Origin of the sequence: Pseudoflavonifractor hominis (assembly GCF_014288125.1) — a bacterium.
Lineage (GTDB): Bacteria > Bacillota > Clostridia > Oscillospirales > Oscillospiraceae > Pseudoflavonifractor_A > Pseudoflavonifractor_A gallinarum.
On the sequence record NZ_JACOPR010000003.1, the window covers coordinates 347,164 to 372,639 of the forward strand.

Below are 25,476 nucleotides of genomic sequence, written 5' to 3' on the forward strand. Positions count from 1 at the left end.
TGAAGAAGAGCGGCGCGTTCTGGGCCCTCCTTGGAGGAGGGGTCCGCCCGCCGCCGCAGGCTTACTCCTGGTTGGCAGCGTTGACGATCTGTACGAAGTCGGGGGCCTTCAGGGCAGCGCCGCCGATGAGGCCGCCGTCCACGTCGGGCTGAGCCAGCAGCTCGTGGGCGTTCTTGGCGTTCATGGAGCCGCCGTACTGGATGGTCACGGAGCGGGCCACGCGGGCGCCGTAGAGCTTGCGGATGACGGCGCGGATGGACTCGCACACCTCGCCGGCCTGCTCGGCCGTGGCGGTCTTGCCGGTGCCGATGGCCCACAGGGGCTCATAGGCGATGACCACATGGCGCATCTTCTCGGCGGGCACGCCGGCCAGCGCGGCCTTCACCTGATAGGAGATCAGGTCCATGGTCACGCCCAGCTCACGCTGCTCCAGGCTCTCGCCCACGCACACGATGGGGTACAGGCCGGCCTCCAGGGCGGCGTGAACCTTCTTGTTGACGGTGAAATCGGTCTCATTGTAGTAGCTGCGGCGCTCGGAGTGGCCGATGATGACATACTTCACGCCCAGCTCCTTGAGCATTTCCGCGGAGACCTCGCCGGTGTAGGCGCCGTGAGACTCGTAGTGAACGTTCTCCGCGCCGATGGCCACACGGCACTCCTTGAACAGGCGGACGGCGGCGGGGATGTTCACGTAGGGAACACACAGCACCACCTCGCACCACTTGGGCTTGCCCAGCAGGGGCTTGAGCTCTTCGGCAAAAGCGCGGGTCTCGGAGAGGGTCTTGTTCATCTTCCAGTTGCCGGCGATGATGGTCTTGCGGTATCTTCTGTTCATGGCTGTTTGGCCTCCTCAAAAATGCTTCTTTCCGTTGGCGTTTCAAAACGACTTTTGCAGAACTACGCCGCTGAAATCTCGGTAAACGGGGCGCAGGATGACACATGCGGCCCAATTCAATTATTTTACGTTATTTTTCAAACTTGTCAAGCGAAAAATCGAAAATAGTGCACTTCTGCTTTCAAAAACATCGTTTTTTCCGCGAAGCATCTGGTTGGTCGGGCATGGAAGACGGCCAGACCATCCCGCCCTGCATCCCTCCCGGGTAAAACCCGGGGCGGGATGGGCTATTTTTCAGGCGTGGTACGCCTGCCGGGGACGGTGACTCCGCCCGGCATGAAACTTTTTACTTGTCCAGCAGGCAGGCCACGCCGGGCGTCGTCGCCGCAAAGTCCGCTTCCTCCGTTTCCCGCTTTATGCGGAAAACTCCGTCCGCTCCCTTGCGGCTCCTCTCCCCATGTGACCCGCTCCGCTGGGCTCACATGGGGCCCCCCGGGAGCTGCCCGGCACGGGGTTTTTACTTATCCAGCAGGCAGGCCACGCCGGGCAGCTCCTTGCCCTCCATGAACTCGAGGCTGGCGCCGCCGCCGGTGGAGATGTGGGTCATCTTGTCGGCATAGCCCAGCTGCTGCACAGCGGCCGCGGAGTCGCCGCCGCCGATGATGGTGATGGCGCTGCTCTTGCTGAGGGCCTCAGCCACGGCCTTGGTGCCGGCGGCAAAGGCGGGGAACTCAAAGACGCCCATGGGGCCGTTCCAAATGACGGTGCCGGCGTCCTTCACAGCCTCGGCGTAGGCGGCGATGGCCTTGGGGCCGATGTCCATACCCATGCAGTCGTCCGGGATGTTCATGCTGTCCACGGTGATGGGCTCGGCCTCCGCGGAGAACTCCTTGGCGCACACGGTGTCCTCGGGCAGGAGGAGCTTGACGCCCTTGTCCTTGGCCTTCTTCATCATGTCGTTGCAGTAATCCAGCCAGTCGGCCTCCAGCAGGGACTTGCCCACGGAGCCGCCCTGGGCCTTCAGGAAGGTGTAGGTCATGCCGCCGCCGATGATGATGGTGTCGGCGATCTCCAGCAGGTTGTTGATGACGCCGATCTTGGAGGAGACCTTGGAACCGCCCAGGATGGCCACCAGGGGACGCTTGGGGTTGGCCAGGGCGCCGCCGATGATCTCCAGCTCCTTCTGGATCAGGAAGCCGCTGACGGCGGGCAGATAGTCGGCCACACCGGCAGTGGAGGCGTGGGCGCGGTGGACGGCGCCGAAGGCGTCGGACACATAGACCTCAGCCATGGAGGCCATGGCCTTGGCCAGGGCGGGGTCGTTCTTGGTCTCACCCTTCTCGAAGCGGGTGTTCTCCAGCAGGAGGATCTGGCCGGGCTGAAGGGCGGCGGCCTTGGCCTGGGCGTCGGGGCCCACCACGTCGGAGGCCATGATGACCTCGCGGCCCAGCAGCTCGCTCAGGCGCTTGGCCACCGGGGCCAGGGAGAGCTTCGCCAGGGACTTCTTCCACGCCTCCTCGGTGAGGGTGGCGGGGTCCTTGCCCTTCTCGGTCTGCTTCTTCACAAAGGAGTCGAAGGTGGCGTTGGGCTTGCCCAGGTGGGAGCAGGCGATGACGGCCGCGCCCTCCTCCAGGAGGTAGCGGATGGTGGGCAGGGCGGCCACGATGCGCTTGTCGTCGGTGATGGCGCCGGTGGTCTTGTCCTGAGGTACGTTAAAGTCACAGCGGAGAAGGACCTTCTTGCCCTTGACGTCGATGTCCTTCACAGTCTTTTTGTTGTAATTCATAGGTGTCTGGCTCCTTTCATGTTGACCGGTAACGCTCTGTGCGAAAGGGGAAGCGACCCGGGCCGCGCCGTTACTCGCTGGCCATCTCCCCCGCTGTCTCCAGCCCGGGGAAACCCCACTGCCGCAGGGCCTCAAAGGCCAGGATGGCCGCGGAGTTGGACAGGTTGAGGCAGCGCGCCCCCTCCCGGATGGGGATGCGGATGCACCGCTGGGCATACTGCTCCCGCAGCGCCTGGGGAAGCCCCGTGCTCTCCTTGCCGAAGAGCAGATAGCAGTCGGGCTGGAAGCGCACCTCCGTATAGGGGCGGCTTGCCTTGGCGGTGGCCAGCCAGATGTCCTGGGCGCCGGTGCGCTGGAAGAAGTCGTCCAGGTTCTCGTATACGTGCAGATCCACCATATGCCAGTAGTCCAGTCCCGCCCGCTTGACGGCCTTGTCACTGATGTCAAAGCCCAGGGGCTTGATGAGATGCAGCCGGCTCCGGGTGGCCGCGCAGGTGCGGGCGATGTTGCCCGTGTTCATATGGATCTCCGGCTCGACCAGTACCAGATTGAGCACAAAACCACCTCATTTTCAGGGATTTCCCATCCGTTTGTCGGAGGTTATTGTACTCCATTTTCGGGTAAATTTCAATAACAAAACCTCCGAAAAGGGCGGCTAAATTTGCGCTTTTGTCCCAAAGTACGCCAAAAACCGCCGACTGGAAAGTTTAGCTTTCCCCTATGGTACTTTTGTGCTATACTTGCCTTACCCTTCACTGCCTTTCGGGGGCAGTATCTCATCGAGGAGCGTGACTCTCTTTGGACGAACAACATCAAACCCGGCGCGTGGTGGTCAAGGTTGGCACTTCCACCCTCACCCGCTCCACCGGAAGCCTGAACCTGTACAGTATGGAGCGCCTCTCCCGCACCCTGTCCGACCTGAAGGGGATGGGGCATGAGATCATCCTGGTCTCCTCCGGCGCCATCGGCATCGGCACTGGAAAGCTGGGCCTGAAAGAGCGGCCCGCCGAGCTTCGCATGAAGCAGGCCGCCGCCGCCATCGGCCAGTGCGAGATGATGCACCTCTACGACAAATTTTTCGGGGAGTATAACCAGAACGTGGCCCAGATCCTCCTCACCGGAGACGATGTGGAGGACCCGATCCGGGCCGCCCACCTCTCCAGCACCTTCTCCGCCCTGCTGGAGCTGGGGTGCATCCCCATCGTGAACGAGAACGACTCGGTCTCCTCGGCCGAGATCGAGACCGGACACGCCAAGGTGCTGGGCGACAACGACACCCTCTCGGCCATCGTGGCCGGGCTGTGTAAGGCGGATCTCCTCATCCTGCTCTCCGACATCGACGGACTGTACGACTCCGACCCCCACCAGAATCCGGACGCCAAGCTCATCCACCGGGTGGAGGCCATCACCCCCGAGATCCAGGCCCTGGCCGGGGGCAAGGGCTCCAAGTGGGGCACCGGCGGCATGGTCACCAAGATCACCGCCGCCCAGCGGGCCATGTCCCACGGCATCGACATGGTCATCGCCAACGGCAGCCGGATGGAGGATCTCTACGGCATCGTGGCCGGAGAGGACATCGGCACCCGGTTCTGCGCGCCCCGGCGGGACTAAAACCCTCCGTCCCGCTCTAGTTTGTACGGGGCCATCTGTTTTTATCAAAAAAAGGAGTGAAGTGATATGACCATTCTGGAGACACAGGGTCTGGCCGCCCGCCAGGCCGCCCGCGTACTGGCCGTGGCGGGGAGCGCCCGGAAGGACGCCGCCCTCGAGGCCATCGCCGCCGCCCTGGAGCGGCGCTCCGGCGAGATCCTCGCCGCCAACCAGCGGGATCTGGAGGCCGCACGGGCCGCCGGGATGCGCCCGGCCCTGCTGGACCGCCTGGCCCTGGACGAGGGGCGTGTGGCCGGCATCGTGGATGGGGTGCGCCAGGTGAAGGCCCTGCCCGATCCCATCGGCCAGACCGTGAAGATGGGCGTGCGCCCCAACGGGCTGACCATCGGCAAGCGCCGGGTGCCTCTGGGGGTCATCGGCATCATCTATGAGGCCCGCCCCAACGTCACGGTGGATGCCGCCGCCCTCTGCCTCAAGTCGGGCAACGCGGTCATCCTCCGGGGCGGGAAGGAGGCCTTCCACTCCAGCTCGGCCATGGTGGCCGTCATGCGGGACGCTCTGGAGGAGGCCGGGCTTCCCCGGGACTGCGTGGCCCTGGTGAATGACACCAGCCGGGAGAGCGCCCAGGAGCTCATGAACCTGACGGGCTATCTGGATGTGCTCATCCCCCGCGGCGGCGCGGGGCTCATCCGCTCGGTGGTGGAGCACGCCCGGGTACCGGTCATCCAGACCGGCGTGGGCGTCTGTCACATCTATGTGGACGGGGAGGCCGACCTGGACATGGCCGCGCGCATCCTCTTCAACGCCAAGTGCTCCCGCCCCTCGGTGTGCAACGCCGCCGAGTGCGTGCTGGTGGACCGGTCGGTGGCCGCCGACTTCCTCCCCATGGCGTGGGAGCTGCTGCGGACCAAGCAGGTGGAGGTGCGGGGCTGTGACGAGACCCGTGCCATCCTGGGGGACTGGGTGCGCCCCGCGGTCGCCGAGGACTGGGACACGGAGTTCGGCGACTACATTCTGGCCTGCAAGGTGGTCTCCGGCGTGGAGGAGGCCATGGACTTCATCGCCGCCCACGGCACCGGCCACTCCGAGGCCATTGTCACCAACAACTATTTCACCGCCCAGCGCTTCCTGGACGAGGTGGACGCGGCGGCGGTCTATGTCAACGCCTCCACCCGCTTCACCGACGGCGGGGAGTTCGGCCTGGGGGCTGAGATCGGCATCTCCACCCAGAAGATGCACGCCCGTGGCCCCATGGGCCTGGAGGAGCTCACCTCCTCCAAATACGTCATCTACGGCACCGGTCAGACCCGGTGAGCATAGAATGGAGCGTCCGCACCCTGCGGGCGCTCCTCTTTTTCGCGGACGGTACATACGCGCAGAGACTGCCGTATGAATGACTGGAATGCGAGGTGCGGCAAATGGACGCCACTTTTTCCCAGGCGAGTGTGACCCTTCCCCTCCAGCTGGAGGGAAGCGACGCGGTGGGCTGCGACCTGCCCCCCTTCTCCCCCGGGGACGGGGGCCGGGTGCTCTCGGTCACCCTTCACCTCTCCGGCGTGCTGCCCGACCGCCAGGTGGCGGCCGCCATCGCGCTGGAGGAGCTGGACGGAGCGGGAAATCCCTTTCCCAGGGGCCTGCGGACCCTTCTTCTCCCGCCTCAGCCGGGCCCCGGCCGGGCGGAGGTGGAGGGGCCGGCGGTGCGCTTTGTTCTCCCCGCCGAGCTGGACCTGAATCCGGACGGCCCCCGCCGCCTGGTCCTCCGGGCCGACGCCCACTATGTGGAGCGGGGGGAGAGCTCCCTCCTCCCCTGAGGGGAGACAAACGGGCCGCCGCAGAGGGTTTCCTCCGCGGCGGCCCGCTGTTTCGTTTAGAATTGGAAGAGGACGCCCACCACCGCCGAGGCGGCGATGAAGACGATGGGGTGGAGCTTCTTGAGGTGCTTTTCCCGCATGCAGAGGAAGATCACCACGGCCAGCACGATGGCCTTCCAGTGGAAGGCGCTCCCCACCGCGCCCCCAAACAGGGCGGAGAGGTCCACCAGCGCGATGGAGCACACCTCCAGCAGGGCCGCGGCGATGAGGGCGGTAGAGGCCGGACGCAGGCCGTAAAAGACCGCGTCCACCCCCCGGCTCTGCCGGAAGCGCCTGAGGAACCGGGCAATGATGAGGATCACCAGGATGGAGGGGCAGATCAGTCCCAGGGTGGCGATCACGCCCCCCGGGATGCCCCCCATGTGGAAGCCCACATAGGTGGCCATGTTGACCCCCATGGCCCCGGGGGTGGACTCGGAGATGGCGATCATGTCGGCCAGCTCTCCGGAGGTGAACCACCCGGTCCGGGCCCCCATGTCGGTGAGGAAGGGGATGGTGGCGAGGCCTCCGCCCACCGAGAAGAGTCCGGTCTGGAAGAACTCGAAGAAGAGGCGCAGATAGATCATGCCTTCTCCCCTCCTCTCGCCGCACGGATGCACACGCCGGCCGTTCCCGCGCCCACCACCAGCACGATGGGGGAGAGCAGGAAGTCGATCACATTTCCCCCGGGGAAGCGCCCGGTAAAGGTGACAAAGGTGCCCAGCGCCGCCAGCACCAGCACCACCGCGAAGAGGACGGCGGTGGGCCGGTCCACCACAGTGCTCTTGCGCAGCTTGAGCACGCTGGAGAGGATCAGGGCGCACACGCAGGCCCGCACGCCGTTGAAGGCGTGTACCACCACGCTCAGATGGGCGAAATTCTGAAGGAATGCTGCGATGAGCATGATGATGATGATGCAGGGAAAGACCAGCCCCAGGGTGGCCACCACTCCGCCGGCGTTGCCCTTCCGGCTGTGGCCCACGAAGGTGGCGGTGTTGACCGCGATGATGCCGGGTGTGCACTGGCCGATGGCGAAGTAGTCGGAGAGCTGCTCCTCCGTGGCCCACCCCCGCTTCTCCACCAGCTCCCGCTGGAGGATGGGCAGCATGGCGTAGCCGCCGCCAAAGGTACACACGCCGATTTTGGCAAAGGTCCAGAACAGATCCAGATAGGTATGCATGGGAATCACCACTCTCTTGTGAAATGAAAGGGACGGGGCGCCGTCCCCCGGACAGCGCCCCGCGTATCGGGCCGATCTTACATAAGCCCTTCCAGCTCGTCCAGCCACAGCTCGGCCACGGCGTCGCTGGGCATCCGCCAGTCGCCCCGGGGAGAGAGGGCCACCGACCCCACCTTGGGGCCGTCGGGCAGGCAGGAGCGCTTGAACTGCTGGGCAAAGAACCGGCGGTAGAAGTTTTTCAGCCACTTCAGGAGGACCGCGCGGTCATAGGAGCGCCCAAAGGCGTACTCGGCCAGGCGGAGTACCTTCCGGGGCGGGAAGGCCCAGCGCACAGCGTAATAGAGGAAGAAGTCGTGGAGCTCATAGGGCCCCACCAGGTCCTCGGTCTTCTGGGCGATCTGTCCCTCGATGGCGGGAAGCAGCTCGGGGGACACAGGAGTGTCCAGAATGTCGGCCAGCACGGTGGAGAGCTGGGGGTCCTCCGCCTCCTTGTCGTCGGAGATGAAGCTGACCAGATGGCGCACCAGCGTCTTGGGTATGCCGGCATTGACGGCGTAGTTGCTCATGTGGTCGCCGTTGTAGGTGCACCAGCCCAGGGCCAGCTCGGAGAGGTCTCCGGTGCCGATGACCAGGCCCCCGGTCTGGTTGGCGATGTCCATGAGGACCTGGGTCCGCTCCCGGGCCTGACCGTTCTCAAAGGTGACGTCGTGGTCCTCCATGGACTGGCTGATGTCCTTGAAGTGGCGGCGCACCGCCTCCCCGATGTCGATGGTCTTGAGGGTGCAGCCCAGCCGCTCGGCCAGCAGGACCGCGTTGGACTTGGTGCGGTCGGTGGTGCCGAAGCAGGGCATGGTCACCGCGATGATATCGCTGGCCGGCCGGTCCAGCATCTCCATGGACACCGCGGTGATGAGCACCGCCAGCGTGGAGTCCAGTCCGCCGGACAGGCCCACCACCGCCGTCCTGGCGTGGGTGTGCTCCAGCCGCTTCTTGAGGCCCAGGGCCGCGGTGTACAGGATCTCATTGCACCGCTCGGCCCGGTCGCTCTGGTCCTGGGGCACGAAGGGGGTGGGGGACACGGGCCGGGTGAGCCGGGTGTCGGCCGGCGTGAGGGAGAAGGAGGTCCGCCAGCAGGCCTGATCGGACTCGGTCCGGTAGGTGTTCATCCGCTGGCGCTCGTAGACCAACCGCTCCACATCGATCTCGCTGATGGTGAGGCCGGTGGAAAACCGCCGCTCGGCCAGAATGGTGCCGTTCTCCGCCACGATGTTGTGGCCGGCAAAGACCAGATCGGTGGTGGACTCGCCCTCGCCGGCGTCGGCGTACACATAGCCGCACACCAGCCGGCCGCTCTGGCCGGACACCAGACCCCGGCGGTAGGCCGCCTTGCCCGCCAGCTCGTTGGAGGCCGACAGGTTCAGGATGAGGGTGGCCCCCGACCGGGCCAGGCGGATGGAGGGGGGCTCAGGCGCCCACAGATCCTCGCAGATCTCCACCCCGATCACCAGACCGGGCATGTCCTCACAGGCGAACAAGTTGCTGTCCGCCAGGCTCACCTCCTGTCCGCACAGGGTGACGGTGGCATCCACGCCGGCGCCCGAAGTGAACCAGCGTCCCTCGTAGAACTCCCCGTAATTGGGCAGGCAGGCCTTGGGAACCAGGCCCAAAATCTCTCCCTTCTGTATTACTGCCGCGCAGTTATACAGTTTATTATCCCATTTGTTCCGTACGGGAAGGCCCAGGGTCGTGACCATGTCCAGATTCTTGGTGGCCTCCAGAATGGTGGCCAGGGCCTCCTCCGCCCCCCGGAGCAGGGTGGGCTGGAGGAACAGGTCCCCACAGGTGTAGCCGGTGATGCACAGCTCGGGCAGGCAGAGCACCCGCACGCCCTGCTTGTCCGCCTCCCGCATGAGAGTGAAGATCTGTTCGGCGTTATAACGGCAGTCCGCCACCCGGATCTTGGGGGTGCCGGCCGCCACTTTGATAAAACCATCGCGCATATGGGATGACCTCCTTTGAGGATCGTCTGGTCCGTTTCCAGAAAACGGTCCGTTACAGTTTATATGATAGTCCATTCTCTCCCCGATTGCAAGAGAACGCCGTCCCACCGGCCGTACCGCCAAAAAACCCCGGCCTGCCCGGCCGGGGTTTTCTGGGTGTGTGTGTTGTGTGTTTGCAAAGGGGTTGGAGAGGGATTGGTTGGCGTGTCTGATATGTTGGAAGTCAGGTCTGCTCTTCCCTGCTTCCACGTTTATATTACCCTGTAAATACGGCTAAACCGTGACGGAATTGTGAATAGTTTGTAAATTGCGCTTTACACTTCCCGCAAATTCTCCCTTCCCTGACAATCTCTTCTCTGCCCTTGACAGCACCTCCGATTGGTGATATAGTACCCCTGTCAAAAGAGGCTACGACGGAGAAGAAACCGCACAGCGGCGAACAGAGAGGGGCGCACTCTGGTGCAAGCGCCCTGCGACACGCGGCGGCTGTACCACTCCTGAGCCGCCCGGGAGGACCGGGCCGGGGCTTTCCCGTTACAGAAAGTCACAAGCGGCCAGATGTCACGCTTGCACCCTCCGCGACGGCCAACTGCTCCGCGCTCCGCCGAACATGCCGCCGGGCTTCGCCCGACCTGTTGTTCGTCTGCGCGCCTCGCTGTTGTCCTGCTCCTGGGTGCTCCGCGCTTCTGGCAAGCAGGGTGGAACCGTGGGACGTTTTGTACGCCTCACCCCTGACCAATCAGGGGTGAGGCGTTTTTTCATACCCTCCGCCCCAATTTACAAGGAGGTTTTCGTTATGTCCGAAGAAGTCAAGAATGAGTTTACCTTTGAAAATCCCGAGTACCGCAAGACCTACTGGCACACCTGCTCCCACATTCTGGCCCAGGCGGTCAAGCGCCTGTGGCCCGAGGTGAAGCTGGCCATCGGCCCCGCCATCGAGGAGGGCTTCTACTACGATATGCTCTCTCCCTTCCCCTTCACCGCCGAGCACCTGGAGCAGATCGAGGGCGAGATGCGCAAGATCTGCAAGGAGAAGCTTAAGCTGGAGCGCTTTGAGCTGCCCCGGGCCGAGGCCCTCAAGCTGATGGAGGAGAAGGGCGAGCCCTTCAAGGTGGAGCTCATCAACGACCTGCCGGAGGATGCCGTCATCTCCTTCTACAAGCAGGGCGAGTTCACCGACCTGTGCGCCGGTCCCCACCTGGACTCCACCGCCCGGGTGAAGGGCAACGCCATCAAGCTCACCGCCTGCAACGCCGCCTACTGGCGCGGCGACTCCAACCGGGAGACCCTCCAGCGCATCTACGGCATCGCCTTCCCCAAGAAGGACGAGCTGGACGCCTGGGTCAAGCAGCGTGAGGACGCCCTCAAGCGGGACCACAACAAGCTGGGCCGCGAGCTGGAGTATTTCACCACCGTGGACGTGATCGGCCAGGGCCTGCCCATCCTGCTGCCCAAGGGCGCCCGCACCATCCAGGTGCTCCAGCGCTGGGTAGAGGATGAGGAGCAGAAGCGCGGCTACCTCCTCACCAAGACCCCCTATATGGCCAAGCGGGAGCTCTACAAGATCTCCGGCCACTGGGACCACTATCTGGACGGCATGTTCGTCCTGGGCGATCCCCACGACGAGACCAAGGAGTGCTTTGCCCTGCGTCCCATGACCTGCCCCTTCCAGTACCAGGTCTTCCTGAACCGGGGCCGCAGCTACCGGGACCTGCCCATGCGCCTGGGCGAGACCTCTACCCTCTTCCGCAATGAGGACTCCGGCGAGATGCACGGCCTCATCCGTGTGCGCCAGTTCACCATCTCCGAGGGCCACCTGATCCTCCGTCCCGAGCAGCTGGAGGAGGAGTTCAAGGGCTGCCTGGACCTGGCCAAGTACTGCCTGGGCACCGTGGGCCTGCTGGACAAGTGTACCTTCCGCTTCTCCCAGTGGGATCCCGCCAACCCCAACAACAAGTACGAGGGTACCCCCGAGCAGTGGGAGGAGGCCCAGCGGGTCATGGGCCAGATCCTGGACGATCTGGGCGTGAACTACACCATCGGCATCGACGAGGCCGCCTTCTACGGCCCCAAGCTGGACATCCAGTACAAGAACGTCTTCGGCAAGGAGGACACCCTGGTCACCATCCAGATCGACATGCTCCTGGCCAAGCAGTTCGGCATGGAGTATGTGGACGCCGACGGCCAGAAGAAGACCCCCTATATCATCCACCGCACCTCCCTGGGCTGCTACGAGCGTACTCTGGCCTACCTGCTGGAGGAGTACGGCGGAGCCCTGCCCACCTGGATGTCGCCCGAGCAGGTGCGCATCCTGCCCATCACCGACCGCGCCGCCGACTACAGCTATGAGCTCAAGGAGAAGCTCTTTGCCCAGGGCTTCCGTGTGGAGGTTGACCCCCGCAACGAGAAGATCGGCAAGAAGATCCGCGAGGCCCAGCTGGAGAAGGTCCCCTATATGCTGGTCGTGGGCGACAAGGAAGTGGAGACCGGCGAGGTGGCCGTCCGCAACCGCAAGGGCGAGCAGGAGGTCATGTCCTTCGAGGCCTTCCAGGCCAAGCTGAAGGAAGAGGTCGACAGCAAGGCGCGCAGCTGATCCCTCCTCCCTTTGAAGCCATTTTGATCAACACCGACAGGAAGATGCGGACGAAAGTCCCATCTTCCTGTTTTTTTGCACCAGTCCGGGGGGCAACGAATGGTTGCCCCCCTTAAACTGTCAAAAAAGGGCTGCTGCGATTGGTGCTGCAAGAGCCTCGCAGAGTTCCGCCGTCCGCAGACGGCGGAACAGAGTCAAAATCGTGTTTTCCGGCGGCGTGTACGTCGGAAAACACGCTGCTCAGGCCGCAAGTGTGCGAGCCGGGAACCCAAACGAAGCCCAGCGAAGCGGGTTTGTTTGGGAGAGGAGGTGCAAAGGAGCGGAGTGAACCCTGGCCATCAGGCCAGGGCGAACGGTGCGGACTTTGACCCGACGAAGTGCGCGCGGCGGACTGCATTCTCTCGAAAAAATGCCTGCATTTTTGAGAAGCGTGTCGAAGTTTTTCGACACGCTTCGGGGGCAACGAATGGTTGCGCCCCTTTTTCCGCCCGCTTTCCTTCCCATTGGGGGAAAAATCCGGTATCATGGATGCAGAGAAAGGAGGCCGCACCTATGCAACCCGAGACCACATCCGCACCCGAGACCCTGGGCCGCCGCATCGCCCGGCTCCGGCAGGAACGGGGCCACTCCCAGCGGGACCTGGCCAAAGCGCTCTTTGTCACCCGGCAGGCCGTCTCCAACTGGGAGCGGGACCAGACCCTGCCCGACCTGGAAACGCTGCGTGCCATCGCCGCCTTCCTGGAGGTAGACCTCAACACCCTCTGCGGCTCCGCCCCGGCGGCGGGCCGAAGGAGACGTCCCGGCCCCCGCCGGTGGAGGAAAGTAGCCGGGGCGGGTGTCCTGGCCCTGGCGCTGGTCCTCCTGGGGGTCTCCCGTCTGACGGCCCCTGCGCCGGAGGCGGCCCCCATCCCCTCGGCCTCTCCCCCGCCGGAGGAGGTCCTCCCCACCGTCTCCTCCGCGCCGCGCTGCTCCTCCGACCTCCGGGACGAGAACAAGGTCCGGCGGCTCATGGCCGTGGACATCCCCCGGGTCACGCAGGATGGATGGTTCACCACCGACGACGACACCGCCGATCTTCTGGTAGCCGATCTGGCCGCCCTGCCCCAGGACCCCGGTCCCATCCCGCTCACCGACGCTCTGGAAACTGATTTTCATCTCTTCGCCCGGCAGTATCAGCTCTCTCTCCTCCCCGGCTGCCAGGACGGCCACTTTGCCCGCTGGGAGGAGGCCCTGAACTGGATCTGGTGCGCGCCCCTGCGATACCGGCACCCCCACGGAGATGCGCTGTCCGCCGACTATGTGGACCAGGCCGTGGCCCTCTGGTTCGGGGATGCCGCCTATACCCACGGCGCCGCAGGGGATTATTCCTATTCCCACGGGCAGTACCAACCCGCCCCCACCCCGGGCGAGCCGTCGGCCTTTCTGCTCCGCTCTCTGGAGCGGCGGGAGGACGGCTCTCTCCAGGCTGTCCTGGACCGCTTCACCGAGGACGGCCGCTATCAGACGGGCAGTCTGACCCTGCTCCTCCACCTGGCCGATGGACAGATCGTCTTTGATGAAGTGCGGCATGAGGCGCTGGTCTGAGGGGATAAGTTCTTTTTGGCTCTCTCATTTTGAAGGAAAGACGGCCCCAATCTTCTCTCATTTTGCGAGAACCCATCCACAAAATGGCCCCTTCACTCCTTCATTTTGCGAGAACCAGTGAGAAAAATCTGCCCGTCTCCTTCTCTCATTCTGAGGGAGATATACTACATATAGCCACAGGGGGCGGGAACGCGGGAGGCTTTTCTCCCGTTCTCCACTCCAGGGAAAAGACGTACTCATTGGGCTGGCGCACGTTCTTCCCGGACCGGTGGGAGAGGAAGCCCTTCTCCTCCAGCTCGGTCATGCCCCGCCACAGTCCCGCCGGACAGATGCCGTACTTCTTCCCCACCGCCTGGGGAAAGAGGAAATGCCGCTTCCCGCCGCTCTCCATGGCCATGCAGAGATAGAGCCGCAGGGCGTTGCCGCTCAGCTTCTGCACCCGCTTGTCCAGCAGGAGGGAGTTGCCCACCTGGATAAACCGCCCTTCCTTCCCGTCCGACCGGGCGGTCAGCCAGGGAAGCACCGTGCGGGAAGATCTTTTTCGTCCGCTCATGGTATCACCTCATATGTTCTGGATACCCTAGGCGCCCCCGGCGGGAATAGTGCACGTTTGCGTACACCTAACTGAAAAAAACATGAAAAAGAATGAGGGGATCAAGTTCCCCTCATTCTTTTCGGCTTTAGATAAAACCATGGTCTCGCTCAACAACAATATCTCCGCAAATCGGGAAAGATGCAATTTACGATTTTATAGAGCACAAAACCAACGAGCACACCCAATGCATTATAAATGATATCGTCTACATCAAAGCTCCGTCCAACAAACGGCTGTACGATCTCTACCACAAGTACAATCATTAAGGATATTTTCATCGTGTCATAGATCCTGTTCTTTTTCAAGAGCAGCGGAAGCATGATCCCGAGCGGCACAAACATTAGAATGTTTCCCAAAATCATGGTCCGAATCCACGAGCCTCCCGTCAATTCCCCACGCAGATATCGATATATCGACGGCACAAAGTTGAAGCTGCCCCTAATTCCACCCAGACCGACTCCCGGGTCATAGCGTCCATATAGGATCGACCAAAACCAGTCCGGTACCCAGACCAAGGCGATGATACCAGCAAAATAGCATACCATTAGGAATTTCAGTATTTCTCTTCCAATCTTCCCCCAGGAGCTCTTCCCTTTTTTCACCATAACAAAACGGATGCAGACATAAATGATCCCTATGCAAAGAGCAAATAGAAACGCTTGGAGAAACTTTCCCCCCACCATATCCAAAAACAAGCTCAAACTGCATTCCCTCCACAAAAGAACGATTTCCTGTACTTTCTACTGCATAGGAAACCTCTCTTTGTTTTCTATTTACGGTCTTATCATACCATATCTCTTTATTTATTGGAAGAAATATTAATAATACTGCCGATACCTCCAGTGTTTTTGTGCAAAAAGGCCCCCGGAACACTCGGTTCCGGGGGCCGTAAACTTGTGGCGTTTTGCTTAGTACATACCGCCCTCGGGGAATTACGGCTTTCTATAAGAGATAAGTAGAGAAAAGAAGGGATATGCGTTATATTCTATCATTTCTTTCCGATATTCTCTACCATAGTCTACATATCTTACCCGCTAAAAATGGTAAGTTTTATGGTAAGCCAACCGGGTATTTTTTGCAAAAAGCAAAGATGCCTATAGATTGGAGACCGCCCTGCCAAATGCCTCTTGAACCGCATGAAAGTCAACATGCGTATAGACATCTAATGTCACGCTGACATTGGAGTGGCCCATAAGGTATTGCAGGCTTTTCACATCGATCCCGGCTCGCTGCATATTGGTACAGAAGGTATGGCGCAGCACATGGGGAGTTACACGCGGAAAGGATTTTCCGTAGATCCGTTCCATCTTTTTCTGCATTCCCCGCATATAGTTTTCCAAGTGCATAGCAACCTTTGGCATCCCGGCTTTATCCAGGAAGAGAAAGCCGCTGTACCCATCCACCAGGAGTTCTACTGTTGGAGGCTGTCGGTTTGCCACAGCACGCTTTAACGCCATGTAGACCACATCGCTCATGGGGATACACCGGACACCGCTGCTGGTCTTAGGCGATTTTACAAAGTAAGGCTTTTCTGCCGTCCGGCAGAGCTGGTGGTCAATAAAGATGAGCCGCTTTTTGAAGTCCACATCTTTCTTGGTAAGGCCGTACAACTCACTAACCCGCAACCCGGTGCCCATCAGGATCACAATATCATCATAGTAATTATCCTGTCCATTCTCCTGAATAAAGCGAAGATAATTTTCCTGCTGTTGCTTGGTAAGTGCCGTTCTTTTCACCGCATCGTCCGGAATAATATCGGACACCTTGAATTTGAACGGATTTTTGCGAATCATGTCATCATCGACAGCCATTTCAAAGGTGGGCCGTAGCACACTATGGTAGATAGAGATTGTGTTGCGTTTGCTTCCGGTATCATGTAGGTCAATGTAGAAACGCTTGGCATCGGACAGCTTTACATTTCGCACCTTCATCTGCCCGAACTCAGATTCCTTGATCCGGTTAATGACGGTTCCATAGGCCCGCTTCGTATTATGTCCAATGTCTCGTTTTAGGCTCATATAGCGGTCTACCAAATCAGCGACCGAAACTTCACCGGCAGCATAGTCGATGCCATCGGCGAGGTCCCTTTGGATCGCGGCTTCCTTCTTCCGAAGATCTTCTAATGTCTTAGCGTAAATACACCGCACTTTTCCGTGACTATCTGTATAGCGATAATCATAGGTGCCATTTTTGCGTTGATTTTCACCTGTTTTCAGTACTCGGCCATTTCTATCTTTGCGCTTTCCCGCCACAATGCACACTCCTTTCCGGAAAAGCGCCCGATATGTATGATACAGTCATCATAGCATATCTGGGCGCTTTTTGCCATTCAAATGGAATATTCACTTTGGAGATATGCCTCAAATGGTTTCCGTTTTATCAGGCGGCGATTTCCCACCCAAAGCACATATTTTTCGCACTCCTTGGTATCGGTCATCTGCCTCAGTTTGTTGATGCCGATGTTATAGTAGGCAGCGGCTTCCTCCAAAGTAAGATTGGCTTTCTGCCAAATAGGAATTTCATGCGCCATGGAAATCACCTCACAGCTGCTTTTCATCCAACATGTAAGCCTGGAACACAGTACCGTCTCCGGTGATGAAACGGCCCCTTGCATCCTTGGGAATCTGGTCGGCGGCGTTGGTGTTATCCAGAATGATTTGAGAGAGGACATTATCTGCCCTGCCGCACACCCGGAAATCCAGGTTGTTCTTGATTTGACCAGGAAGGATGTTAGCATCCGGGCGCTGCGTGGCGAGGATCAGGTGGATGCCAAAGGCCCGTCCCAGGCGGGATAGTGTCGCTAGCTTGTTTTCAATCTGGGCCAGCACTTCCTTACTTTCCTTGCTGCGGCCTGTTTTGTCCAGCATCTCTGCTACTTCGTCGCAGGCGAACACGATCCGATGGAAATTTTCTCCTGTGACCTCGTTATAGGTATCCAGATCTTTACACTCGGTTTCTGCCAGCCGTCCCTTGCGGTATTCCAACACCGTCACAAGCTGACCCAGGGTATAGAGCAAATCTTCTTCGGTGAAGCATATCCGGCATTTATTGTGCCAGACTTTGGGAAAGTCCACGCCGCCCTTGAAATCGGCTATGTAGACCTCCGCCCCCTTGCGGAGCGACTGCATAAGCAGCAGCTTTAGCAGCACACTTTTTCCGCTGCCCGTAGAGCCGCCCAGCAGGATATGAGGGATATTTGCAAGGTTGACTGTCACCGCCCCTGTGAGACTTTCTCCCAGTACCAGAACAAAACTTTCCGGGGTCAGGTACTTGTCTTTCCAGGGGAGCAGGGCCGGGAAATCACTTTTTGCCGGGACAGCATAGACACGAATGAGTTTTCGCCCCTCCGCCCAGGTCATTTTCGCTATGGTAATATCCAGCGCCGTTTCAATCCTGGCCCGTTTATCCTCCCACTCGCCCAGCGGTATCCCGCAGGGGTCAAACTCCCAGATCGTCAGCCGGGGATTATTCCCGTCCTGCCGTTTGGCTATGAGGGCGGGGGCCTCCCCTGCATGGTTGACAAGGCCAACTTTCTGCAAACCCTCCTTTGCCGCTTTGTTGCCCCGGGGCGTTCCCAGGAACGCCAAGAAAGCCAGGAGGCCGCCCACAGCATAGAGCGGAATCAAAAGGTTAATAGCCGCTTCCAGAACCGGGGAAAACATACCATAGGAATCCAGACTGAACAGGTATGCTCGAAATAACCAGACCAGCGCAGCGCCCACTAGATAAGCCCCCAGCAGCACGCCCTTGTAAGGAGTATGCTTTACCACCTCAAGCCCCGTTTTCATGCGTTGGAGTAAGCGGCGGTTCTCCGTCCGTTTGTGAATCGTGTCTTTATCACTTCTTGTCATAGGGAAAGCCCCCTTTCTTGTGAATGATTGTGGAGCCGTCCGGGAGGTACTCCACCACGGTATGGATACGGCGGAGAAATGCCCGCCAGGTTTCCGGCCTTGCCTGCTGTTCCACCCAATATTGATTTTCCAGCGGCGAGTTAGATGTGATATATACTTTTGTGTAACAGGCCGTCTTGTCGTTGTACCGGGCCGGGAGCGACAGGGGATAAATGTCCAGGTAGTTGAGCATATCTTCAATGGGAATTTGGCTGCTGAACTCCTCGAATACAAGCACATCCTGCCCGTGGTAGCCGTCAAAGGAAATGCCCCTTGTGGCCCGATAGTTTGTCACCCGGTAAATGCTCCGGGGGTCATGGGTACTGTAAATGCTCCGTGTTTTGCCCGCACCGCTGGCCCCGTAGAGGTAGGACACCTGCAACGGCCTATTCTCCACGGCGTACTTTTCCGCCGTCAAGGTCTGCCGCAGCAGGTCAATATCACGGACACGAAAGGCCATGGCCGGATTATCGTCAATGATCTCCGTGGTGGTCAGGCCGTCCCGGATATTCTGGACGAGCCGGAACATCTCCGGGTGTTTCTCTGCCCGTTCTGGTGGAACCTCGCCCCACTCCTCAAATGTCCCAGGCACCGCAGTTTCCGCCTTGTCGGTATCCGCCCATCGGCCCTCCTTGCGGATGTATGCCCGGTTTTCTTGTACTGTCCCATATGCCTTTTCTATATGAGCCGTGGGAAAACGATTTTTGATGGTGGCAAAGCGCACAGGCGATGGAGCATAGAAAAACAAGTGCGTGTGATATGTCCCCGTTGACGCTGTTTCATCGGCCATGCAGTAATAGGCCGGGGAAAACCTCTGTAAGATTTCCTTGATGGCGCTATGGTCTAATCCGGCCTCTGATGGATTGTTAATCACCAGCGCCCATTTTCGGGATTGGCTGTTGCTGCCCATGGAATGCCTCCCTTGTATTGCTACATGCTACAAGTTTCCCATAAGGGGTAATACTGACCCTTATGGGAGGGCGGCGCTGGCGTTGCCGCCGGGGGCCATTCCCTTGAGGGGACTGTCCTAATCCCGGCTGGCCTCTCCAGCGCCGCCCAGGTCATCAGGCTTTCGGATTCACCAGATGGATGTCCGCTGCCCTGGCTCCTACCTGGGGCTGACCCTGGCTCCAATAGATAAATACCTCCAGGCCGTCAAAGCGCACTTCCGCATAGCCGTCCGGGGTGTCCATACGCTTTTCACCGTCGATGCGGACATTGATTTTGTCCAGGCACTTGTCCGGCAGGGCCACCGTATAGCGGTAGCCGAGGACGGTATCCGTCCGCCTGTTGTTCTGGTACTCATAGGCCGGGGACACCTCCACCAGCCACAACTTGCTCCCCAGGCTCTTAGGGTCAATGATAAGGTCAGTGATTTTCATAGCATTTCCTCCGTTATATTGTGGGCGGTGGCTGGCCTATCCGCCGCCCTGATGATAAGGTCACAAGTCCTTGTGTGGCCCTATCATATCGCAAAAAATCCCTTGAAAATTTCACTGGTGAAATTCAGACAAAAAAATTTACCGCCGTCCCACTTGCTGCCTGGGACGGCGGTTTTCTGTCATTCTTCAAAATTACTCCCCAATAAGGGAAGTCCCTGTTCGGCCAATTCACAGTTTAGCAGGAATACACACCCGTCACGCCGCTTTAACGCCTTGTCGATCTCGTACAGTTCAGGCCATGCGAGATACCGCAGGTTGTCCCGTTCTGCCGTTGTCTTTCTAAGGCCAAGGGCTAACTGGTTAATGTCCTGTTCTGTCAGCCGTACTTTTCCACCTCGCAAAATCCGGCTCACTCTGGCCTCCGGCATACCGCTTGCGGTTGCCAGTTCCTTTTGTGTCATGCCGAGTTTTTGGAGGTCTGCCTGGATCTGCCTTGCCAGGGCAGATTGTTCGTTCCTTTTATAACCGGGGCTTTGCTTCGGCTTCCTGTAAGCCAAAGCGGTTTCCCCTGGTTATAAATTGCCTATGTGGGCCTATTGCCGGAGGTGGTCTGCTGATTGTTTGCGTTCAGCTTGCTATGGTGATAGATAGAATATGCCATAGCCGCCACCTCCTCCCGTGAAACGCTGTTGGTGAATAACTGTATTATCCACCTCCGGCGCAAAGCCCGTTCACGAAAGAAATTCATTGGCGCAGTTTTGGACTGCGCTGGGTCGTTGTTCCCGCAGGGTACCGGGTTGGCAAGTGCAGCAAACTTTTCCCGCCTGCATGTGGGATTGTTCGGGCGTTACCGCCCTCCGCATGGTTTTTCATGCCGTCCATAGGACGGCTTCCTCGTTGTGCCGTAAAAGAGGCGCTCTAATAAGTGGGTCGTGCTGTTGTCGTTGTTCATTCATAGTTATGCCTTTAGACATTGGCAAAGATAGGGTATCATAGACACGCGCAGAAATCAACTACATATTGAATTATTTTCCGAAAATATTCTATATATTGTGTCTCTGCGAATCCGGTCGCGCTTAAAAAGATTGTGCTTCGCTTCATTCAAATAATCCATCTGTTTCAAAAATATGATCTAACTCCTCATTAGATGCTGCGCGAAGCACTTTGTCACGCACAGATATATCAGTGAGATCCAGACGGACAAATCGACTCTTGTTGCCCGCACCAGTGATCTTATGGATTAGTTGGATTCGGCCAATACGTTCTTCTGCCTTTGCATATGCTGCCAGTGCTTTTGCCTTCGGCAGATTATCGGCATATTGGTTGCCATGGGGTTCCAAGATATCCACAACATAATCAACTGCTGGATCACGGCGTACAATCAAGAAATCGGGATAAAAGGATTTCTTCTCATTGTTGATGTCATACGGTAAACACAGCGCCCAAGAGGCTTTGACCGGATTGCGCAGCCAGCAAACAAAATCTGGTCTGCGGGCTTCCTCGTCAATCAGGTCGGCTTCCCAACCATTCAGTTTGATCTTAGCAATACCTGTATCTGGAGCGGCGAGGAGATGATTTTCATATTCCTTACCGTCAGGGTCTTCCTTTACATAGATGTTTTCTGGAATCGCAAAGATCTGTTCGCTGACAACGGCGCTATCAGCCATGATTTCACGGTATTTTCTTTTACATGCATCTGACTTGTTCGCAACCGCCACGCGGTACTTTCCGGAAAATTCCCGCAGCTTGTTCTTTGCGTATTCACCGAGCTTTGCTCTGCACGATTCATCTGCAGCGAAAAGGACACAATCGATTTTGTGTGCATTCGGGTTCTCTTCGTCAAAGTATCTGCTACCATAAATATTGGGGAACCCGTATCTGCCAAGCCGCGCATCTGCATTGCGCACCTGTCTGTCAAGATCAGTTTCTGACATCAAGGTGAAATCATTGAAATAGTTTTCCTCCAATGCCTTACCAAATGGGTCAAACACCTGCACAGAAAGTTTGAATTGCAGCACCTGGTCTGCCAGCGCATCATAACGTCCTGTACGATGCAATTCTTCGATATAGGAACGAATGAGCCCCACGATATCATCGATCACTTCGTTACGGGCATTTTGATAGATAACGTTATGTGTCAGCAACGTGGCAAGATCCAGAAGCGACTTCAGGTAATCATTGATCCGATCCTGCCGGACAAGATAGTTCAAGTACCCTTTGGCGTTGATAAAATCAATAATCTCTACCCGGTCAAACTCCGGAATCATTTCAAGCTGCTTACCCTGTAAAATATTTTCCGTTGGAACAGCAGGTGCAGATTGCTGGCCGCCGGAAGGCACTGGAGCAGTCACTGATTTTGGGGGAATATACTCCGGCGCACCTGTGCCGGTGCCGCTCGAAGCGGCAGGAGCCTGCGGTGGCGCAGTTTCGGCTGCAGGAGTATCTGCGGGTGTTGTTGCCGCAACGGAATTTCCCGGCATATGATCAAACAGATCAATCTGATTCGGATCGGGTTCCGCCTGGCGGGCATGTCGGGGAGTGTGTACTGTCCAAGTGACATAGGTGGGTTCTTCCAATGATTCGCCATTAATTTCTGTCGGAATTTCGCCGCCCTCATTGCTTTGGAGTTCTTCCACAACCTTTTTGACGGTATCCTTGTTGAAATGAGGGAGGTACAGCTTCACGTCATTCAGGAACTCATCGCGCATGACCCGCATCTGCAGCGGTGTCCGCACCATTCTTCCAAGGAGCTGCGCGATATAAGTCGGGTCGTTTCTCACCGCAAAGGACATCATGGTTTCGGCTCTGGGACAATCCCACCCTGTGGAAAGTGCCTCCTTAAAGAAAACCACTTTAATCTTGTGATCGTCCGCGATTTCGGATGCCTTAACATGGGGGATGGTCAATCCATTCAGTTCCAAAGTCGTCCCTTCTCCAAAGCAATGGGCAACTTCTCCATGTTTGAATGGTGTACCAACCTTTTCTTCGATTTTTGCAAGTACATCTTCCAAGTTGGTGTCAGACAACGCGCCGTTATGACCTTGGCACACCTGAACCACAAGCACCGGATCTACATTGGCATAGTGCTGCTCAGACGTGTACTGATACCAGCGCTTGCATTTCTTCAGCCATTCTTCCACAGCGGCTTCCAGAAGTACGATGTCGTTGTTCTTTTCCAGATCTTCCGGATAAGTAATGACGATCCGATCCTTGAGAAGGCCCGAGCTGCGCACCTCGTCTGCTGTAATTACATACTTTTGGAGACCAACGTTGGTGGTGTTGCCAACCAAGGTATTGAATCGCTCCGAAGTGGCGCTGATGCCAAGGATTACCGGCATAGCCCGCATTTTTCGCTTGATGCCGTTCTCGGTATATTCATACCCCTTGATAAACCGCTGCATGATCGTGGTGTCTGTACCGGCTTCCCGCTTGCTCTTGGCACCGCGGTGCGCTTCATCGATAATAAAGTACAGTCTGTCCGCTTTGTTTTGAATGGTATTATCAAGGGTTTCCCAAATCGTGTATTGCCGGTCATCAGAGTGCTGCGTCAGTTTGCCGTTTCTGCTGATTTTTTGAGTATTCAGAAAGTAGACATGACCATCTTCCAGCATCTCCATATCAAAAGAATCTTCTGCTATGGTGACGCACTGGCCGAAGCGCAGTTTGCTGGTTTTCAACTCAATTTTTTGCTTGGACTGGGCATTCAGCTCCGGAGAATCCGACAACCAAACGAAAATTGCCTCCGGCTGTTCGTCAAACGTAGTCCCATCTGCAAGGGTTGATCCGAAGTAGATATCCTCGATCAGTCCAGCCGCAATAATCGTCTTTCCGGCTCCGGTGGGGGCCTGCAGGGAAACGACCTGCGTTTTCTTCCTGCGTCTATAATTGTCCAGCGCGTCGGCAATGTCCACACGCAGATCCTTCACAGCTTTATCCTGAAAGGATATTAAATTTACTTTCATCTGCTGTTCCTCCCTGCGTTGATTCTAAAGTTGTCCAGATAATCCCGGTACAACTGATACGTTGTTTTGCCCTCCAGCGCCTGCGTCATGGAAACAAAGCTGGATTCATAATCGGTCACCAGATATACGACCTCGATTTCGGGATGCTGTGCCAGCTTTTCCGCAAATGCTCCAAATTGGTTCTCGTCATTGAGGATCGCCATTTTATTTTCCGGCAGAATGAGCATATCGGGTACCCCTGCATCAATGGTGGGACATTTCCCAATGGTGCCCGCTTTCATCCATAGGATAGAGAGTAACTCTTTGAACTGCATGCCGAGGGAAACTTTAGTTTTGTCAAGAAACCCTAGTTTAAAAAATACTGCATTTGCCTTGAGCCCATCCGAGCACTTAATATTTGAAAGAATTGGTTCTTTCTGTGTTTTTTTCTTAATATACACTTTTCTTGATATTGGTTTACCTGTAATTTTAGAGAGGACTATGCTGTCTTCATCCAATGTAAATTCCTCTTCCATAACACCATAATTCCCTTTAATTGGCTGATCTTTAATATTAGAACCTCTAATACTACAAACTGTTCGCGGCCATGTTACATATCGTGCGATTCCTAGTGCATTCCACTCCTCATCACCCGGCTGGAAACCATGTTCACGAAGAACTTTGCCCTCGCTTGAAGATACTTCATTATTTGTAACCATAATGCACCGACGATTGCCGTTATCTTCAAAGTTGAGAAGGTTAATCGCATGTAGAGTTGTACCTGAACCAGCGAAAAAATCAACCACCAGTGCATTTGGTTTTTCTCTTAAAAAATAGCGTAATATATCGAGTACAGAATATAGTGATTTGGGGAAATTAAATCTTTTTTCCCCAATTATATTTGCTAAAATCTCTGAACCATATGTACCGGCGTTATGGCTAGCGATATTCCAAGCTGAACCAGGTCGAATAATGTGGCCATCATCTTCAACAACAATTGCTGTCCCATCAGGATTGTATCCTTCAATTGACGATTTGCCCTCTCTGATGGCTTCTAATTGTTTATATGAAATATAGTGAAGCAAATAAGGCTGATACTTTTCATCATCGTTTCTGCGTACACGGACAAAGTGATTATCTATTAATAGTTTAAGTGTCTCTGGTGTTACTCCCCAGTTCATTTCCGTTCCGTCATTTTTAATTGGAAAAACTGGCACAGCACCCTCAATTTGAGGTACAGAATTTCGATCTTGACCTATAGAAAGTGGCTCTCCTATGTGTACTATCTTTTCAGACTTAGTATCAACATAAATGGGGTAAAATTGTCGCGTTCCACCCTTAACAGTGCCTCGTCTGGAATCATAATCTGTCCGTCGTAAACGATACCATTCAACATAGTGCTTACTTCCTGCCTTCGGATAGGAAACACTATTTGCACCTAGTTGGACAATAAATATATATTCGTCAGATCGAGAAAACTGGCCATCCCTAGTGGCTCCTCTGGGATTAATTACATCACTTACCATTTGCATTTTTGAGTCTGGAAACATTTCTTCCAATAGACAGCCCAGATGTAAGTATTCTTTTTCGTCAATGGTTACAATTAATACTGAATCATTTGGATTTAACAGCTGCCTAGCAATCTCTAGCCGTTTTTTCATCATAGAAAGCCATTTGCTGTGACGGTAAGTATCATTGTTATCAACATAGTCATTGTTATATTTCCAGTCTTTGGCGCCAGAATTATAGGGTGGGTCAATGTAAATACAGTCCACCTGGCCGGCATATAAATATTCCAGAAGCTGCAGGGCATGGTAGTTATCTGCTTCAATCAGTGTATGCCAAAGGTCACTGCCCGGCGCATTACATACTTCGTCCAGCATCTGGAGGCAGGGGTAAATTGGGTCACCCAGTTCTGCCGTTGTTACGAGATCTGAAACAGCAAATTCTACAGCTTCGTTCCCATTTCTCGGCAAACAGAGAGCCTTACCTGCCTCAATTTTCAAAACAGTATAAGTTTCATTTGCCTTTCCATTACGAAGCGATACTTTGAGGCCTTTTCTAACTGGAATATCATAGAGGGGCGTACACTCCGGAAGATGGTCCTCAAACACAAGACCAAACTTTTTCTGCTTTATCAGTTTGTCTGCCGCTGCCTGAATCTGCGCCCGCAGCTCCGGATTCTCTATTTTTTGAATCAGTTCATTTAATGCTGCCATATCTCCATCT

General features: G+C 56.9%; 21 protein-coding genes and 1 pseudogene. 5 read left to right on the forward strand and 17 right to left on the reverse strand.

What is annotated here, in order from left to right; all coding sequences use genetic code 11:
- Positions 1 to 61: 61 nt before the first annotated feature.
- The 3 genes from tpiA to H8S34_RS06925 all read right to left on the reverse strand — a co-directional run bounded on the left by tpiA (position 62) and on the right by H8S34_RS06925 (position 3,177).
- The gene (gene tpiA / locus H8S34_RS06915; RefSeq protein ID WP_101691817.1) at positions 62 to 835 is read right to left on the reverse strand and encodes a triose-phosphate isomerase; all 774 of its coding nucleotides are present in this window, start codon (positions 833 to 835) and stop codon (positions 62 to 64) included.
- Between the two features lie 517 nt (positions 836 to 1,352).
- A complete protein-coding gene (locus tag H8S34_RS06920; protein WP_186963447.1) occupies positions 1,353 to 2,621 on the reverse strand; it encodes a phosphoglycerate kinase in 1,269 nt (422 codons plus the stop codon).
- 70 nt (positions 2,622 to 2,691) lie between these two features.
- Positions 2,692 to 3,177: a TrmH family RNA methyltransferase gene (locus H8S34_RS06925; protein WP_101691815.1), complete on the reverse strand. Its 486-nt coding sequence runs from the start codon at positions 3,175 to 3,177 to the stop codon at positions 2,692 to 2,694.
- 242 nt (positions 3,178 to 3,419) lie between these two features.
- Here H8S34_RS06925 and proB point away from each other — a divergent pair, with 242 nt between their 5' ends.
- The 3 genes from proB (at position 3,420) to H8S34_RS06940 (ending at position 6,043) form a co-directional block, all read left to right on the forward strand.
- Positions 3,420 to 4,232, forward strand: a complete 813-nt coding sequence (proB, locus tag H8S34_RS06930; RefSeq protein WP_101691814.1) for a glutamate 5-kinase — start codon at positions 3,420 to 3,422, stop codon at positions 4,230 to 4,232.
- A gap of 66 nt (positions 4,233 to 4,298) precedes the next feature.
- Complete coding sequence (locus tag H8S34_RS06935; RefSeq protein ID WP_101691813.1) at positions 4,299 to 5,546, forward strand: glutamate-5-semialdehyde dehydrogenase; 1,248 nt, start codon at positions 4,299 to 4,301, stop codon at positions 5,544 to 5,546.
- A 104-nt stretch (positions 5,547 to 5,650) separates the two neighbouring features.
- Positions 5,651 to 6,043: a hypothetical protein gene (locus H8S34_RS06940; RefSeq protein WP_101691812.1), complete on the forward strand. Its 393-nt coding sequence runs from the start codon at positions 5,651 to 5,653 to the stop codon at positions 6,041 to 6,043.
- 56 nt (positions 6,044 to 6,099) lie between these two features.
- Here H8S34_RS06940 and H8S34_RS06945 read toward each other — a convergent pair whose 3' ends face one another.
- From H8S34_RS06945 to H8S34_RS06955, 3 genes are all read right to left on the reverse strand, one after another.
- Entirely contained in the window at positions 6,100 to 6,669 is a 570-nt protein-coding gene (locus H8S34_RS06945) for a chromate transporter (RefSeq protein ID WP_101691811.1), read from the reverse strand.
- A complete protein-coding gene (locus H8S34_RS06950) occupies positions 6,666 to 7,262 on the reverse strand; it encodes a chromate transporter (RefSeq protein ID WP_101691810.1) in 597 nt (198 codons plus the stop codon). The genes H8S34_RS06945 and H8S34_RS06950 overlap by 4 nt, the downstream gene beginning before the upstream one ends.
- A 77-nt stretch (positions 7,263 to 7,339) precedes the next feature.
- Positions 7,340 to 9,262, reverse strand: coding sequence for an NAD(+) synthase (locus H8S34_RS06955; RefSeq protein ID WP_186963449.1), 1,923 nt, complete (start codon positions 9,260 to 9,262; stop codon positions 7,340 to 7,342).
- A gap of 796 nt (positions 9,263 to 10,058) precedes the next feature.
- Here H8S34_RS06955 and thrS point away from each other — a divergent pair.
- Complete coding sequence (gene thrS, locus H8S34_RS06960; RefSeq protein WP_101691808.1) at positions 10,059 to 11,855, forward strand: threonine--tRNA ligase; 1,797 nt, start codon at positions 10,059 to 10,061, stop codon at positions 11,853 to 11,855.
- A 552-nt stretch (positions 11,856 to 12,407) separates the two neighbouring features.
- Complete coding sequence (locus H8S34_RS06965; RefSeq protein ID WP_186963451.1) at positions 12,408 to 13,439, forward strand: helix-turn-helix domain-containing protein; 1,032 nt, start codon at positions 12,408 to 12,410, stop codon at positions 13,437 to 13,439.
- Between the two features lie 145 nt (positions 13,440 to 13,584).
- Here H8S34_RS06965 and H8S34_RS06970 read toward each other — a convergent pair whose 3' ends face one another.
- The 11 genes and pseudogenes from H8S34_RS06970 to H8S34_RS07015 all read right to left on the reverse strand — a co-directional run bounded on the left by H8S34_RS06970 (position 13,585) and on the right by H8S34_RS07015 (position 25,466).
- Entirely contained in the window at positions 13,585 to 13,992 is a 408-nt protein-coding gene (locus H8S34_RS06970) for a hypothetical protein (RefSeq protein ID WP_101691806.1), read from the reverse strand.
- Between the two features lie 149 nt (positions 13,993 to 14,141).
- Positions 14,142 to 14,735: a VanZ family protein gene (locus H8S34_RS06975; protein WP_186963453.1), complete on the reverse strand. Its 594-nt coding sequence runs from the start codon at positions 14,733 to 14,735 to the stop codon at positions 14,142 to 14,144.
- 393 nt (positions 14,736 to 15,128) lie between these two features.
- Complete coding sequence (locus H8S34_RS06980; RefSeq protein ID WP_186963455.1) at positions 15,129 to 16,286, reverse strand: site-specific integrase; 1,158 nt, start codon at positions 16,284 to 16,286, stop codon at positions 15,129 to 15,131.
- A gap of 77 nt (positions 16,287 to 16,363) precedes the next feature.
- Positions 16,364 to 16,564, reverse strand: a complete 201-nt coding sequence (locus H8S34_RS06985; RefSeq protein WP_087336634.1) for an excisionase — start codon at positions 16,562 to 16,564, stop codon at positions 16,364 to 16,366.
- Positions 16,565 to 16,574: 10 nt separating this feature from the next.
- On the reverse strand, positions 16,575 to 17,885 hold the full coding sequence (locus H8S34_RS06990) for an FtsK/SpoIIIE domain-containing protein (RefSeq protein ID WP_186963457.1): 1,311 nt from the start codon (positions 17,883 to 17,885) through the stop codon (positions 16,575 to 16,577).
- Positions 17,872 to 18,516, reverse strand: coding sequence for a hypothetical protein (locus tag H8S34_RS06995; RefSeq protein ID WP_366485764.1), 645 nt, complete (start codon positions 18,514 to 18,516; stop codon positions 17,872 to 17,874). Before H8S34_RS06995 ends, H8S34_RS06990 begins: the two co-directional genes overlap by 14 nt.
- Positions 18,517 to 18,564: 48 nt before the next feature.
- Positions 18,565 to 18,834, reverse strand: a pseudogene (locus H8S34_RS15460) (viral replication protein); the annotation flags it as partial.
- Between the two features lie 154 nt (positions 18,835 to 18,988).
- Positions 18,989 to 19,306 carry a hypothetical protein gene (locus H8S34_RS07000; RefSeq protein ID WP_186963461.1) on the reverse strand — a complete coding sequence of 106 codons (318 nt, stop codon included), beginning with the start codon at positions 19,304 to 19,306 and terminating at the stop codon, positions 18,989 to 18,991.
- 179 nt (positions 19,307 to 19,485) lie between these two features.
- Complete coding sequence (locus tag H8S34_RS07005; protein WP_186963463.1) at positions 19,486 to 19,863, reverse strand: helix-turn-helix domain-containing protein; 378 nt, start codon at positions 19,861 to 19,863, stop codon at positions 19,486 to 19,488.
- A 540-nt stretch (positions 19,864 to 20,403) separates the two neighbouring features.
- Positions 20,404 to 23,268, reverse strand: a complete 2,865-nt coding sequence (locus H8S34_RS07010; RefSeq protein ID WP_186963465.1) for a DEAD/DEAH box helicase — start codon at positions 23,266 to 23,268, stop codon at positions 20,404 to 20,406.
- Positions 23,265 to 25,466, reverse strand: a complete 2,202-nt coding sequence (locus tag H8S34_RS07015) for a site-specific DNA-methyltransferase (protein WP_186963467.1) — start codon at positions 25,464 to 25,466, stop codon at positions 23,265 to 23,267. The genes H8S34_RS07010 and H8S34_RS07015 overlap by 4 nt, the downstream gene beginning before the upstream one ends.
- Positions 25,467 to 25,476 lie beyond the last annotated feature (10 nt).